The 13,765-nt window shown below is 65.3% G+C and carries 11 protein-coding genes; 5 read left to right on the top strand and 6 right to left on the bottom strand.

What is annotated here, in order from left to right; translation table 11 throughout:
• Nucleotides 1–48: 48 nt before the first annotated feature.
• From MA09_RS16025 to MA09_RS16015, 3 genes are read right to left on the bottom strand one after another with little or no spacing between them, the layout of a single operon-like run.
• On the bottom strand, nucleotides 49–1,311 hold the full coding sequence (locus tag MA09_RS16025; RefSeq protein ID WP_036250654.1) for a DUF2264 domain-containing protein: 1,263 nt from the start codon (nucleotides 1,309–1,311) through the stop codon (nucleotides 49–51).
• Nucleotides 1,312–1,324: 13 nt separating this feature from the next.
• Nucleotides 1,325–2,476 (bottom strand): glycoside hydrolase family 88 protein, encoded by a 1,152-nt coding sequence (locus MA09_RS16020; RefSeq protein ID WP_081897638.1) that lies wholly within the window; start codon nucleotides 2,474–2,476, stop codon nucleotides 1,325–1,327.
• Nucleotides 2,473–3,834, bottom strand: a complete 1,362-nt coding sequence (locus MA09_RS16015) for a BNR repeat-containing protein (RefSeq protein ID WP_051933516.1) — start codon at nucleotides 3,832–3,834, stop codon at nucleotides 2,473–2,475. The genes MA09_RS16020 and MA09_RS16015 overlap by 4 nt, the downstream gene beginning before the upstream one ends.
• 142 nt (nucleotides 3,835–3,976) lie before the next feature.
• Between MA09_RS16015 and MA09_RS16010 the strand changes: the two genes are divergently transcribed.
• The 5 genes from MA09_RS16010 to MA09_RS15990 all read left to right on the top strand — a co-directional run bounded on the left by MA09_RS16010 (nucleotide 3,977) and on the right by MA09_RS15990 (nucleotide 9,116).
• A complete protein-coding gene (locus tag MA09_RS16010; RefSeq protein ID WP_036250650.1) occupies nucleotides 3,977–6,325 on the top strand; it encodes a beta-galactosidase in 2,349 nt (782 codons plus the stop codon).
• A gap of 95 nt (nucleotides 6,326–6,420) precedes the next feature.
• Complete coding sequence (locus MA09_RS16005) at nucleotides 6,421–7,164, top strand: MarC family protein (protein ID WP_051933515.1); 744 nt, start codon at nucleotides 6,421–6,423, stop codon at nucleotides 7,162–7,164.
• A complete protein-coding gene (locus MA09_RS16000; protein WP_036250647.1) occupies nucleotides 7,157–8,212 on the top strand; it encodes a porin in 1,056 nt (351 codons plus the stop codon). Before MA09_RS16005 ends, MA09_RS16000 begins: the two co-directional genes overlap by 8 nt.
• A gap of 137 nt (nucleotides 8,213–8,349) precedes the next feature.
• Nucleotides 8,350–8,751, top strand: coding sequence for a hypothetical protein (locus MA09_RS15995; RefSeq protein ID WP_152594683.1), 402 nt, complete (start codon nucleotides 8,350–8,352; stop codon nucleotides 8,749–8,751).
• Nucleotides 8,742–9,116, top strand: coding sequence for a hypothetical protein (locus MA09_RS15990; RefSeq protein WP_036250641.1), 375 nt, complete (start codon nucleotides 8,742–8,744; stop codon nucleotides 9,114–9,116). Before MA09_RS15995 ends, MA09_RS15990 begins: the two co-directional genes overlap by 10 nt.
• A gap of 3 nt (nucleotides 9,117–9,119) precedes the next feature.
• On the opposite strand, the gene MA09_RS15985 is transcribed toward MA09_RS15990, so the two are convergent.
• The 3 genes from MA09_RS15985 to MA09_RS15975 all read right to left on the bottom strand — a co-directional run bounded on the left by MA09_RS15985 (nucleotide 9,120) and on the right by MA09_RS15975 (nucleotide 13,714).
• On the bottom strand, nucleotides 9,120–9,899 hold the full coding sequence (locus tag MA09_RS15985) for an enoyl-CoA hydratase (protein WP_036250638.1): 780 nt from the start codon (nucleotides 9,897–9,899) through the stop codon (nucleotides 9,120–9,122).
• Nucleotides 9,900–10,093: 194 nt separating this feature from the next.
• Complete coding sequence (locus tag MA09_RS15980) at nucleotides 10,094–11,290, bottom strand: acetyl-CoA C-acyltransferase (protein ID WP_036250635.1); 1,197 nt, start codon at nucleotides 11,288–11,290, stop codon at nucleotides 10,094–10,096.
• 27 nt (nucleotides 11,291–11,317) lie between these two features.
• Nucleotides 11,318–13,714, bottom strand: a complete 2,397-nt coding sequence (locus tag MA09_RS15975; protein ID WP_036250633.1) for a 3-hydroxyacyl-CoA dehydrogenase/enoyl-CoA hydratase family protein — start codon at nucleotides 13,712–13,714, stop codon at nucleotides 11,318–11,320.
• Between the last annotated feature and the right edge of the window lie 51 nt (nucleotides 13,715–13,765).

Raw genomic sequence — 13,765 nt, 5'->3', positions numbered from 1 at the left:
ACCGCGTCGAATCCGGCCGCCGCAGCCCCGCCAGGACTAGATGCTGCTTCAGTAGTTCACCGGATAATCCTTCGGGAACCCGCGGCCGCTGAAAGCCTTCTTCTGGGTCCAGTCCTGCGCCGGCGCGGTCCAGAACGTGTCGCTTGCGGGCAGCCCCAGGGCCAGCAGGCTGGTCGAGGCGATGTACATGCTGCCGTTGTTCGAGTACGAATCCCCCAGTCCGGGCTGGTGGCCGCGAAAACCGATGGTCAGGAAGCCGTCCGCCGTGAAGTTGCCGGGCGCATCCCAGATGGCCTTGTGCACCGCATGCAGCGCCGCGCGCACCTGCCCTTCCGGCAGCGAGGCCGGCAACTGCTTGCGCCAGGCCAGCAGCGCCAGCGGCTGGAAGGCGGCGGTACGGTAGGTGAGCGAACGGCCGATCGGCGGGAAACTGCCGTCCGGCCCGACGAAGCGTTCGAGGTGTTCGCAATAGCGCTGGGCGCGCCTGGTCGCTTGCGCCAGCAGTTCCTGGGGCTTGGCCTGCCAGAACCTTCCTTTCTTCGCGACCAGGACGTCGAGCACTTCCAGCAGCATCGGGTAGATGACGTAGGAGTTGTAATAGTCGAAGTGGAAATCCTTGCCGTCCTTGATCCAGCCATCGCCGGCATACCACTCGTTGATCTTGCGGATCGCCCCGTTCATGCGCATCGGATCGTACTCTTCCCCGATCGACAGCAGCCAGGCTTCGTTCATGGCGGCGAACAGCAACCAGTTGGTGTCCGGCGGCTCGACCCGGCGCAAGCCCTTGATTTCCGCAATGATGCGCGCCTTGGTCGCGGCGTCGAGCGGCTCCCACAGGACCTCGGGTGCACGCAGGAGGGCATTGGTGAAGTAGGCGGAATCGACCAACGCCTGGCCTTCCCCGCGCCAGGTCAGGTAGTCCGGGCTGCGCGGATCGACCGCGTTGGCATAGCTTTGCAGCGTCATCTGCCGCAGGCGCTGGCGCAAGCGGCCTTCCGGGGTGTCGTCCACCGGCAGGGCGAGCCAGGGTGCGATGCCCGCCACGAGCCGTCCGAAGCACTCGAGGTAGGCAACCGACTGCCTGCGCCCATCCCAGGTCGGGCTGAGCTCGAGCGGAAACTTCTTTTTCAGTTCACCTTTCGCCATCAGCGCCAGGACCGGCTCGGCCATCCCCTGCAGCAGGCGCAGCATGTAGGTGCGCTCGCCTTCTGCTGCTACTTCGGGTGCGGCGCCGAGGGCCTGGCCGGCGGCGAGCATGCCGGGCACGGCTGGCGCGGCGCCCAGCGCCCGCATGAAGTGTCGTCGTTCCATATCGTCTCCCCTGTTATCGGTCGGCCAGGCGCGCCATCTCGGCCGCGGCCAGCAGCACCGCTCCCACACCGAAGGGCGCGGTCGAGTCCTGGTTCACGACCTGCCCCGGAATCGCGCGCTCGCCGATCGGCTGGACATAGCCGACCTTGCCATCCGCCTGCAGTGCGACGGTGGTGAGGTAATGCCAGCCGCGCTGGGCCGCCGGCAGGTAGGCGTCGCGCGGCAGCAGGCCGTTGTTGATCCCCCACAGCAGTCCGTAGGTGAAAAATGCCGTGCCGCTGGTTTCCGGCCCCGGTGCATGCGCCGGGTCGAGCATGCTGCGGGTCCAGTAGCCCTCGGGCTGCTGGCTGCGCGCCACGGCTGCGGCCATCGCCTGGAAACGCTCGATGTACTTTGCGCGGTAGGAATCGTCTTTGGGAAGTTCCGCCAGCACCTTGGCCAATCCCGCAAACACCCAGCCGTCGCCGCGCGCCCAGAAATCCTTCTTGCCACTGGCGCTCTTGTGCTTCGGAAAGACGTACTTGGCGTCGCGGTAGTACAGCTGTTCCTCCGGGTCGTACATGATGCTGTTCGCGTACTCGTAGTATTCGTGCAGCTTCTCCAGGTACTGGCGGTTGCCGGTGATCCTGTACATCTTCGTCATCACCGGCATCACCATGTACAAGCCGTCGGCCCACCACCAGTAATCCTTGTTGGGGGTGCTCATCTGGTATTCCATCACCTCGCGGGCGCGGGCGATTTTGCGCGGATCCTTGTCCAGTTGATACAGGTCGGCATAGGTCTGGAACGCAATCTGCCAGTCGCCGAACAGGACATGCTCATCGGTCTCGCCATAGTTGTACTTCCATCGGGCCTTGTCGGGCGACTTCGCCCCCATCCAGGCGTTATGCTCGGCCCATTCCTCGGAATAGCGCCGGTAACGCTCGTTGCCGGTCACGCGGTAGGCTTCGATGTTGCCGGTGTGGTAGGCCGCCACGTCCCAGAAAGCCCACTGCTTCGCGGGCGTCTTCGCTTGCCAATACGTGTTGACCTTGTCGATCACGGCGATCGCCTCGTTGCGCTTGATGCCGGCATCTGGTGCCGGTGGCGTGGCACAGCCGCCCAGCACGAAACCCAGCGCAAGCAGGATGCCGGTGAAGTATTTTTTGGGGTGTATGTCGTTCATTGATTGGGTGGGCAGGTAGGTCGCCATTCGAGTACGCCGACTTTCGTCGGGCTAGTAGCCAGGACGCCTTCGGCATCGGCCTGGTGGACGGTTTGCAGGTAGAGGTTGAGCTGGCCGGAGTCGCGCCACAATTCGGTGTCGAAGCTCGGCTCCCACGCTCCCATAGGGCGATCCAGGAGGTCGAACACCTGCCAGCCGCCCGCGCGCAGGTCGGTCGTGCAGGCCACGGACACCTTGTGGCCCCGCTCCGCATCGCGAAACACGACCCAGGCCCTTGGCGCCGCCCCGGCACTGTCGACCAGGATTTGCGGACGGGAGATCGGGATCGCCTTGGTTCCCAGGCCGGACAGCGAGAATGCCGCCCGCCGAAAGGCAAGGTCCTGCGACTGCCAGCCCTTGCCATCGTGGACCACCACGCGGTATTGCGGGACGGCGCTGCCGCTGCTGGTATTGCGCCAATAGCTTGCAATGACGGGGTTGCCATCGCGGTCGGCTGCCATGGCGGTCTGGTTGATCAGTTCACTCCGTTGCGGGATATGCGCCGCCACCTCCGCGGTGCTGGCCGTGATCGGCAGGCGGTAAGGCTCCCCGTTGCTGCGCTCCCAGGTCCGGCCGCCATCCCGCGAGCGGGCATAGGCCAGGTCGTGGTTGCTGGCGACGTCGGGCGACTCGCGCCATACCCAGGAAAGGTGCAAGGTTCCGGTCCGGTCGACGAAGGCCTGCCAGTAGGCGTTGCGCCGCCCTTCCCCGCTCAGGAGATGGTCCTGCAGCCGCTGCCAGGTCCGACTCACCGGGTCGTAGCGGTTGATCACCAGGTCGCCGCGGCCCGAACCGCCGTCACGGTAGAGGAACAGGAGGCCGCCGTCCGGCATGCGGTAGAACTCCGGGTAGGAAACGGACTGTTCGCCGCGCCCGGCCATGGCTTCCTGGGGGCCGAGAGTGAGCGCGCCGGGCGCCATGCCGCGGGCGTAGCGCAAGGGACCGTCGTGGTGGTCCCAGGCCACATGCAGGATGCCGGTACCGTCCACCATGATGCTGATGCTGTTGTGCGCGTCCTTGGCATTGCCCAGGTACTGCGTGGGCGCCAATTGCCAGTCTGTCGCGCCCAGGCGACGCTTGCCCAGCACCACCCTGCCCGTGGCATCGTAGAAGGCGATGTATTGGCTGACTTCATGCGTGACGAGTGAGTTCTTGCGGAACACGACGGCATTGACCGAATTGGCCGACCAGCCATCCGCCACTTCGACGATGCGTACGCCCGCCTGCTGTTTCACAGGTGTCGCGCATGCGCACAGCAGGACAGAACAGGCAAGCCATACTGCGATCGGCAAGGGCCTGGCCAAACGATTCCTTCTCATGATCTCTCCACGCGAATCCCGCTACCTTACTACGCAAAATGCCATGCCCGGAATCAACCTGATGAGCATTATGGGGATGCCCCTGCTACAGCAGGCCGAGTTCCTCTACCATGACCGGTACGAGACTCGATCAGGACATGCCATGACTCTTCATCCATCGCGCCGCAGCTTCCTCGGCGCCGCCGCCGGAACGGCCCTGGCACTGCAGGTACCGGGAGCCAAGGCCGCAGCTCCCCGCTTCGCCGTCGGCGACAAGGACTTCCTTCTCGACGGGAAGCCCCTGCAGATCCGCTGCGGCGAGATGCATTTCGCCCGGGTTCCGCGCGAATACTGGACGCACCGCCTTCGGGCGATCAAGGCCATGGGCCTGAACACGGTCTGCGCCTACCTGTTCTGGAACTACCACGAGTGGCGCGAAGGCCGATACCGCTGGGACGGACAGCGCGATGCCGCGGAGTTCTGCAGGATGGCGCAGGCGGAAGGGCTGTGGGTCATCCTGCGCCCCGGTCCCTACGCCTGCGCCGAATGGGAAATGGGTGGATTGCCCTGGTGGCTGCTCAAGCACCCCGGTGACAATTTCTTGCGCAGCCGGGCGCCCGCTTTCGTGCAGCCGGCGCGGCGCTGGCTGCAGGAAGTCGGCCGGGTGCTGGCGCCGATGCAGGTCACGCAGGGCGGCCCGATCCTGATGGTGCAGGTCGAGAACGAATACGGCTTCTTCGGCGAAGACCGCGACTACATGCGGACCATGCGCCAGGCCCTGCTGGACGCGCGCTTCGATGTCCCGCTCTTCCAGTGCAACCCGACCAATGCGGTGGCCAAGACCCATATCCCGGAACTGCTCTCGGTGGCGAACTTCGGCAGCGACCCGGAACGCGGTTTCAAGGCGCTCGCCGCCGTGCAACAAGGCCCCCTGATGTGCGGTGAGTATTACTCGGGCTGGTTCGACACCTGGGGCACGCCGCACAAGCGCGGCGACAATGCCCGCGCCATCCGCGACATCGACGTCATGCTCAAGGCGAACGGTTCGTTCAGCCTGTACATGGCGCATGGCGGCACCACCTTCGGCCTGTGGGGCGGCTGCGACCGCCCCTTCCGTCCCGATACCACGAGCTACGACTACGATGCCCCGATCAGCGAGGCCGGCTGGCTGGGCGAGAAATTCCGCACCTACCGCGAATGCCTCGGCAGGCACCTGCAAGCCGGTGAAACCCTGCCGGACGCGCCGGCGCACTTGCCGGTGATGGCAATTCCCGCCTTCGCCCTGAGCGAGACCGCTCCCGTCTTCGCAAACTTACCGAGAGCGGTGATCAAGGACGCCTCGCCACGCAACATCGAACAGTACGACATCAGCCGCGGCCTGGTCGCCTACAGCATCGTGCTTCCGCCCGGCCCGGCGGGCAGGCTGGAAGCCGCGAACGCACGCGACCTGGCCTGGGTCTTCGCCGGCGGGCGCCTGCTCGGCACGATGGATACGCGGCACCGCCGCTTCGGCGTCGACCTGCCGGCGCGCACGCGGCCGACCCGTGTTGAGATCCTGCTGTACACGATCGCCCGCGTGAATTTCGGCGTCGAGGTCCATGACCGCAAGGGGCTGCAGGGCCCGGCGATGTTCCGCACCAGGGATGGCGCCGCCCGGGAGCTCACGGGCTGGGAAATCCGCGCCATCGATTTCGGCGACGACGGCGATTTGCCGCCGCTGCGCTGGCACGCCAAACGCGCCGCAGGCCCGGCCTTCTGGCGCGGCAGCTTCGAGGCGAACGAACGGGCCGACACCTTCCTCGACATGTCCAGCTGGGGCCAGGGCATCGTCTGGATCAATGGCCGCTGCCTGGGCCGTTACTGGAGCATCGGCCCCACCCAGACCATGTACCTGCCGGGTCCGTGGATGAAGGCCGGCCGCAACGACGTGGTCGTGCTCGACCTTACCGGACCGCGCGCCAGCCGCATCGAAGGGCGCACCACGCCCATCCTCGACGAGCTGCATCCCGAACGCGACCTTGCGCGGCCGGCAAGCAATGCCCGGCCGCGCCTGGCGGGCGTGACGCCGGTGCATACCGGGCAGTTTGCGAGCGGCCCTGCCACCCAGGAGGCCAGGTTCGAACAGCCGGCACGCGGGCGCCAGCTGTGCCTCGAAGTGGTCGACAGCTTCGACGGCAAGCCGCATGCGGCCGTGGGCGAACTTGCCCTGCTCGGCCTGGAAGGCAAGCCCATGAACCAGAGCGCCTGGACGATCGCCTACGCCAGCAGCGAAGAAGCGCACAAGGAAGATGGTGGCGCCCTGAACGCCATCAACGGCCAGGCAAGCGATTACTGGCATACGGCCTACAGCAAGGGAGTGGCACCGGGTCCGGCGCGGCTGATCATCGATCTCGGCGCGCCTGTCGATATCGCGGGCCTGCGCTACACCCCGCGCCAGGGGCCGGACAGCGTGACGGGCCGCATTCGGCGCTACCGCGTCTATGTCGGCGACCAGCTGGTGCAGCAGATGTAAGCCGGCGCTGCGGGGCGTCAGCATTTCTGCCCAGGCCCTATACTCTCGTTTCGACCTTCTTGCGATGCAGCGCGTCGTAACCCGCAGAGATTGTCATGACGATTGAATTATTGCTGGCGGCAACCAAAGGCTTTCTGTTTGTGCTGGCAACCATGCTGCCTATCCTGAATCCGGCAGCGACAGCACCGATTTTCCTCAGCATGACCGATGGCGCATCGGGCGCGACCCGCACGCTGCTGGCGCGCCGTATCGCGCGCAACATGTTCTGGCTGATGACGGGCTCGATGCTGGTTGGTTCGTACGTGCTCGATTTCTTCGGTATTTCGCTGCCCATCGTCCGCATCGGTGGCGGCCTGCTCCTGGCTTCCGTGGCCTGGCGCCTGTTGGGCGCGACACCGTCCACGCCTGACAGCCGCGCAGCCCTGGCCGAGGCGTTCACACCGGACCATGCACACCGCCAGGCCTTCTATCCATTGACCTTCCCGATCAGCTGCGGTCCGGCCTCGATCTCGGTCGCCATCACGGTGGGCGTTGCCCTGCACGATGTCCAGCTGATGGTGTCGCTGGCGCGCATGGGCGGCGCCCTGCTGGCGCTTGCCGTCATCGGCGTGCTGCTCTATCTCGCCTTTCGCTATGGGGAGCACTTCCTGCGCCTGATCGGCGAGGCAGGAACAGCCGTCTTCCTGCGCCTGACCGCCTTCATCCTGCTGTGCCTCGGCGTACAGATTGTGTGGGATGGGGTCAGCGAATTGTTGCTCGAGATCCTGACTGTCTCTCCCCACATGGTCGCGGCCGAGGCGGCCGACCTGGTCCGGCATGGGAAGATGCTGCATGTTTAAGCTACACCTTGCACGAGGAAGCTGTGCGCTCGGACTGGCGGGCTGCGTGGCCTGGACCGACGTCGTTGCCCAGACCGCGCCCAGTGTCGACTTCTACGGCTCGCTGCGCACCCAGCTCGAGGCGGTCAGCCCGGATCGCGACGATCGCCTGGATGGCTATCTGGGCTCCCGGGACGCCTACTCGCGGGTGGGGGTCAAGATCGACTATCCGCTCGGCAGCCAGCTGGCGCTGACGGGTCACCTGGAGCTTCCCGTCGATTCGGCAAACTTGCGCATGCGCGACCCCTACGACCAGGGCGATGCCAACCGCCCCCATGGAGAGCGGATCAGGCTCGCCCAGATCGGATTGCGGAGCCGATTCGGCACCCTCGGCTACGGCCAGCAGTGGATGCCCTACTACAATGCGGTCGCGGCGCCGGTGGACATGTTCAGCACCTATTACAGCGGCTTTGCGACCTATACCGTCTTTCGCGTGGCCCAGACGCTTTCCTATTCGACGCCCGAAGTCGCTGGGTTTTCACTTAGCGCAGGCTATACCGGCAGCAGCGGCAATGCACGCTCGACCTCGCGTATCGACGCGCCGCGCCGGCAAATCGCGGCCACCTATACCTTCGACAATACCCGCCTTGCCGCAGGCATCGATGACCGGGGCGACGCCGGCGATGGACGCAACCGCCTGTATGGGCTGTCCGCCAGCCATCAAGCCGGCAAGCTCTACCTGGCCGCCAAGATCGAACGTTTCGACACGGGGAACCGTCAGCGCGGCAGCTTCTCGAGCGATGGCAACCAGGCCATCAACCTGTTCGGCAGCTATGCCATGGGCAAGACCACCTTCAAGCTGATGCTCGCGAGAGTGGAAAGTTATGGCGACAACATCGTCCATCTCGGCGTCGACCATCAACTGACGGACGACTTCAGGGTCTTCGCCGAGTATTACCGGGAAGGCGGAACCGCCGTCCTCACACCGCGCCGCGGTGGGCTGGACGACTTCGATGCAGGCATCAGTGGCGGCCAGGCGATTGCCGTCGGACTGCGCTACGATTTCTGATTGCGTCGATCCCTGAACGGGGGCGCCGATGCCGGTACAAGCTTGTGTCGCAGATAAGCAACTCGGCAATACAAGCAGCGCGCCGGACGTGGCTCAAGCGGTCCACAATCAAGCAAGCCCGTCATCGTGGAGTTGCCATGAGAATCGTACTTGCTGCTGCATGCGCTGCATGTGTCGTTGCTCCATCAATGCCCGCAGCGGCGCAGACGGCGCCGCAGCCCCGCATCGAGTTCACTCTCTACGACACGCAAACCGAGCTTCGGAGCCTGTCCGGCGACCCGTTGCCGCTCGCGCCGGCGCTCGGGTGGCAGCGCCATAAACTGAACGCGCGCACGTACAGCGAGCATACGATGGCCATCGATGAGCGGCCGGACGCCGCGCTCGCCTCGAAAACCCACGTCGAGGTAGTGGATGGCCCCGGCTATTCACAGCTCACGGTAGACCAGATCATGGGCGACATGCACGCCGTCGCAGGTTTACCGGGCCATCGCCGGATTGGGCAACGAGTGATTTTTCATACAGCAGCAACGTGGTCCTGACGCTGCCGGCGCGCTCGGTGCTGACGATGAGCGGGAAGATCGATGTGAAGAGCGCCGCTGCACGCGCGCAGAACTATACGTGGTTCGAGCGCAGACTGACCCCGCACCAGGACGGCACCATGGGCAATTTCTTCGTACTCGATACCTGGGCACCGCAGGAAGGATTCAGCATCTCGGCAGTCAATCCACTGGACGTGGAAGCGACGTTTTCCTACTACTCGAGTTTGGGCGGCCTCGCATTTTCCGTGATTGCCGTGCCAGAACCCCCGGCGCCCGCCATGGCGGCCGCCGGCGTGCTGCTCATGGGGGCGGTACTGCGCCGTCAGCGGCGCCGGCTGGCGCCACCTCAGTCTCGACGTATGTGAGGGTCAGTCGAACTTCGAAAAGTCCGGCTTGCGCTTCTCGAAGAAGGCAGTGAAGGCTTCCTTCGCTTCCGGCGCCAGCAGCATGGCGGCAAAACGCTCGTTCTCGGCGGCGATGGCCGCTTCGATACCTTCGAGGCGCGGACGCTTCATCAGCGCCTTGGTGGTGCGGATCGATGCAGCCGGCAGCGCCACCAGCTTGGCGGCCTGCTGTTCGGCGAAGGTGCGCAGCTCGGCGGCCGGCAGCACGCGGGTGACCAGGCCCATCTCGAAGGCTTCCTGGGCGCCGAAGGCTTCGCCCAGCAGCAGTTTCTCGGCGGCGCGCGGATAGCCGGCCAGCTGCGGCAGCAGCAGCGAGGAGCCGAATTCCGGGCACAGGCCGAGCTGGGTGAACGGCACCGAGAACTTGGCGTTGTCGGCGCAATAGACCAGGTCGCAGTGCATCAGCATCGTGGTGCCGATGCCGATGGCGGCGCCGGCGACGGCGGCGATCACCGGCTTGGTCGAGCCGTGCAGGGCCCGCATGAACTGGAAGACCGGGCGGGCTTCGCTTGGTACGCCCGGCACCGGGGCCGAATTCTTCATGAAGTCGTCGAGATCGTTACCGGCGGTGAAGATCTCCGGCTTGCCGGCGATGAGGATGGCGCGTATGGCGGTATCCTGCTCGGCATCGAGCAGCGCGTCGGCCATCATTTGATACATCGCGGCGGTGATCGCGTTCTTGCGCTCGAGGCGGTTGAATTCGATGGTCAGGAGGCCGTTGGCCTTGTTGATCAGCATGTCCATGTTTCAGGGTCTCCGATTTTTCTTGGGCTAGATGACCGCGTGGGCGCACGGCAGGCCACTGGCCTCCCGTGCCCTGCCTACCCTACGTTAAATATGCATGTGGGCGGAAGATCCGCCCACATTTTGTAGGGTGGGCGGGTCTCCCGCCCACGCGGTGATACGTGGCGGCTGCGTAATCGCGCCGCCCTCTTCCATTAAACGCGCTCGATGATGCCTGCGGCGCCCATGCCGGCACCGACGCACATCGTCACCATGCCGTACTTCAGGTTGTTGCGGCGCAGTGCGTGCACGACGGTCGCGGCGCGGATCGCGCCGGTGGCGCCCAGCGGGTGACCCAGCGCGATCGCACCGCCCATCGGGTTGACCTTCGACATGTCCAGGCCCAGGTCGCGCGCCACGGCCAGCGCCTGTGCGGCGAAGGCTTCGTTCAGCTCGATCCAGTCCAGCTGGTCCTGGGTGATGCCGGCGGCGGCGCAAGCGACCGGGATCGCGGCCTTCGGGCCGATGCCCATGATTTCCGGCGGCACGCCGCGCACGGCGAACGAGGAGAACTTGGCCAGCGGAGTCAGGTTGTGCTCGCGTAGGATCTTCTCGCTGACGACGATCAGCGCACCGGCGCCGTCCGACATCTGCGACGAGGTCGCGGCGGTGACGGTGCCCTTGGCGGCAAAGACCGGCTTGAGCTTGGCCATCGATTCGATCGAGGCATCGGCGCGCGGGCCTTCGTCCATGTCGACGGTGCGGCGCGAAACCTTGATCTCGCCGGTTTTCAGGTCCGGCGTGCGGGTGATGATTTCGACCGGGGTGATCTCGTCCTTGAAGAAGCCCGCCTGCTGCGCGGCGATGGCGCGGCGGTGCGATTCCAGGCCGAAGGCGTCCTGGTCTTCGCGCGACACCTTCCACTGCTCGGCCACCTTCTCGGCGGTCAAGCCCATGCCGTAGGCCAGGCCCACGTTCTCGTCCTTGAAGGTCTCCATGTTAATGGACGGGTGGTGACCCATCATCGGGACCATCGACATCGATTCGACGCCGCCGGCGATCATCACGTCGGCTTCGCCCACGCGGATGCGGTCGGCCGCCATGGCCAGGGCGGTGATGCCCGAAGCGCAGTAGCGGTTGACGGTGACGCCGCCCACGGTGTTCGGCAGGCCTGCCAGCACCACGGCGTTACGCGCCACGTTGAAGCCCTGCTCCGCTTCCGGGAAGGAGCAGCCGACGATGGCGTCGACGATCAGGGCCGGGTCCAGGTTCGGCACGGCTGCCATGGCGCCGCGGATGGCGTGCACCAGCAGGTCGTCCGGGCGGGTCTTGTTGAACATGCCGCGTGGCGCCTTGCCGATCGGGGTACGGGTCGCTGCGACGATGTATGCGTCTTGAAGTTGTTTGCTCATGATTGTGTCGTCCTGTTCGTTCGTCGCTTAGTTGCGCACCGGCTTACCGTTTTGCATCATGCCCATGATGCGTTCCTGGGTCTTCGGATTGCTCAGCAGCGCGATGAAGGCCTTGCGTTCCATGTCGAGCAGCCACTGCTCGGACACGACGCTGCCCTGGTCGATGTCGCCGCCGGTCACGATCTCGGCGATGGTGTCGCCCAGGTGGTAGTCGTAGGCCGAGATGAAGCCGCCGTCACGCATGTTGACCAGCTGGCCGCGGATCGTCGCCCAGCCGTAGCGGCCGGTGACGGTGACCGGGCGGCGCGCCGGGGCGCGGTAGCCGGCGTCGAACATGGCGCGCGCGGTGGTCTTGGCCACGTGCAGCAGTTCGTACGGGTTGAAGACGATGATGTCGTCTTCCTTCAGGTAACCCATGGCCTTCGCTTCCAGGGCCGACTTCGACACCTGCGCGGTAGCCGCGTTGGTGAAACCGGTCTTCAGGAATTGCAGGATGTCGTTGCCCTTGGCCTCAAGGAAGGCGCGCACGGCCGCTTCCTTCAGGCCGCCACCGGCCGGCACCAGCCCGACGCCGACTTCGACCAGGCCAATATAGGACTCGATCGAGGCCACGCGCTTCGATGCGTGCAGCGCCAGCTCGCAGCCGCCGCCGAGCGCCAGGCCCGCGACAGCGGCAACCACCGGGATGTTCGAGTACTTCATCTGCATGAAGGTGTCCTGCAACTCGCGCACCATCGGTTCCATCGCCTTGGCGCCGCCCATCATGAAGGCCGGCAGGGCCGACTGCAGGTCGGCGCCGGCCGAGAAGGCACCGCCTTCGGCCGCGTCGGTGTTCCAGATCACCAGGCCCTTGAAGTTCTTTTCTGCTTCGGCCAAGCCACGCTGGATGCCGCGCACCACGCCTTCGCCGATGACGTGCATCTTGGTCTTGAGCGAGATGATGAGGACATCGTCGCCCGAGTGCCACAGGCGCACCGAGTCGTCCTCGAACACGGTGGTGCCGAAGGTCTTCGGATCATTGGTGCTCGAGCCCACCACCGGCGCGCGGAACTGCTGGCGCTGGTAGACCGGCAGGTCGGACACAGGCACGTAGGCGTTCTTCGAGGCCGAGTACGAACCTTCGGCGGTGTGCACGCCCTTCTCGGCGACCGGGCCTTCGAACACCCAGCTTGGCAGCGGTGCGTTGCACAGGGCCTTGCCTGCGTCGATGTCTTCCTTGACCCACTGGGCGATCTGGGTCCAGCCGGCGGCCTGCCAGGTCTCGAACGGACCGACGCTCCAGCCGAAGCCCCAGCGCATCGCGAAATCGACGTCGCGCGCGTTGTCGGCAATGGTGTCGAGGTGGAAGGCGATGTAGTGGAAGGCGTCACGGAAGATCGCCCACAGGAACTGCGCCTGCGGGTTGGTCGATTCGCGCATGGCCTTGAACTTCTTGACCGGGTCCTTTTCTTTCAGGATGCGGCCGACGATGTCGGCAGCCTTGGCGCCGCTCGGCACGTATTCGCCGGTGGCGAAGTCCAGGCGCTGGATTTCCTTGCCGACCTTCTTGTAGAAGCCGCCGCCGGTCTTCTGGCCCAGGGCGCCCTTCTCGATCAGCTTGGCCAGTACGTCAGGCGTCTTGTACAGGCTGAAGAACGGATCGTCCTGCAGGGTGTCCTGCATGGTCTTGATGACGTGGCCCATGGTGTCCAGGCCCACGACGTCGGCGGTGCGGAAGGTACCCGACTTGGCGCGGCCTAATTTTGCGCCGGTCAGGTCGTCGACCACGTCCACCGACAGGCCGAACTTCTCGGCTTCGTGGATGGTGGCCAGCATGCCGAAGATGCCGACGCGGTTGGCGATGAAGTTCGGGGTGTCCTTGGCGCGCACCACGCCCTTGCCCAGGGTCGAGGTCAAGAAGGTTTCCAGCTGGTCCAGGATCTCCGGACGGGTCGCGGCGGTCGGGATCAGTTCGACCAGGTGCATGTAGCGCGGCGGGTTGAAGAAGTGCACGCCGCAGAAGCGCGCCTTCAGTTCGTCGTCGAAGCCTTCGGCCAAGGTATTGATCGACAGGCCCGAGGTGTTCGAGGCGAAGATGGCGTTCGGGCCGATGTGCGGAGCGACCTTCTTGTACAGGTCGTGCTTCCAGTCCATGCGTTCGGCAATGGCTTCGATGATCAGGTCGCACCCGAGCAGCGCCTCGAGGTTGTCCTCGTAGTTGGCCACTTCGATCAGGGCCGCGTCGTCCTTGTTGCCCAGCGGGGCCGGCGACAGCTTCTTCAGGTTCTCGATGGCGCGCAGGACGATCCCGTTCTTCGGGCCTTCCTTGGCGGGCAGGTCGAACAGCACGACCGGCACCTTGGCGTTCACGCAGTGCGCAGCGATCTGCGCGCCCATCACGCCGGCGCCCAGCACGGCGACTTTCTTGACGATGAAATTGGACATTCTTATTTCCTTGGATAAGTCGTGGCCCCGCCAAGCTGGCAGGACCACGTG

The organism is Massilia sp. BSC265, assembly GCF_000740675.1.
Lineage (GTDB): Bacteria > Pseudomonadota > Gammaproteobacteria > Burkholderiales > Burkholderiaceae_D > Telluria.
This window is presented reverse-complemented; position numbering and strand designations above follow the sequence as displayed.

Coding starts and splice junctions, on each gene's coding strand:
- MA09_RS16025 (WP_036250654.1), bottom strand. CDS start 1,311: ATGGAACGACGACACTTCATGCGGGCGCTGGGCGCCGCGCCAGCCGTG.
- MA09_RS16020 (WP_081897638.1), bottom strand. CDS start 2,476: ATGAACGACATACACCCCAAAAAATACTTCACCGGCATCCTGCTTGCG.
- MA09_RS16015 (WP_051933516.1), bottom strand. CDS start 3,834: ATGAGAAGGAATCGTTTGGCCAGGCCCTTGCCGATCGCAGTATGGCTT.
- MA09_RS16010 (WP_036250650.1), top strand. CDS start 3,977: ATGACTCTTCATCCATCGCGCCGCAGCTTCCTCGGCGCCGCCGCCGGA.
- MA09_RS16005 (WP_051933515.1), top strand. CDS start 6,421: ATGACGATTGAATTATTGCTGGCGGCAACCAAAGGCTTTCTGTTTGTG.
- MA09_RS16000 (WP_036250647.1), top strand. CDS start 7,157: ATGTTTAAGCTACACCTTGCACGAGGAAGCTGTGCGCTCGGACTGGCG.
- MA09_RS15995 (WP_152594683.1), top strand. CDS start 8,350: ATGAGAATCGTACTTGCTGCTGCATGCGCTGCATGTGTCGTTGCTCCA.
- MA09_RS15985 (WP_036250638.1), bottom strand. CDS start 9,899: ATGGACATGCTGATCAACAAGGCCAACGGCCTCCTGACCATCGAATTC.
- MA09_RS15980 (WP_036250635.1), bottom strand. CDS start 11,290: ATGAGCAAACAACTTCAAGACGCATACATCGTCGCAGCGACCCGTACC.
- MA09_RS15975 (WP_036250633.1), bottom strand. CDS start 13,714: ATGTCCAATTTCATCGTCAAGAAAGTCGCCGTGCTGGGCGCCGGCGTG.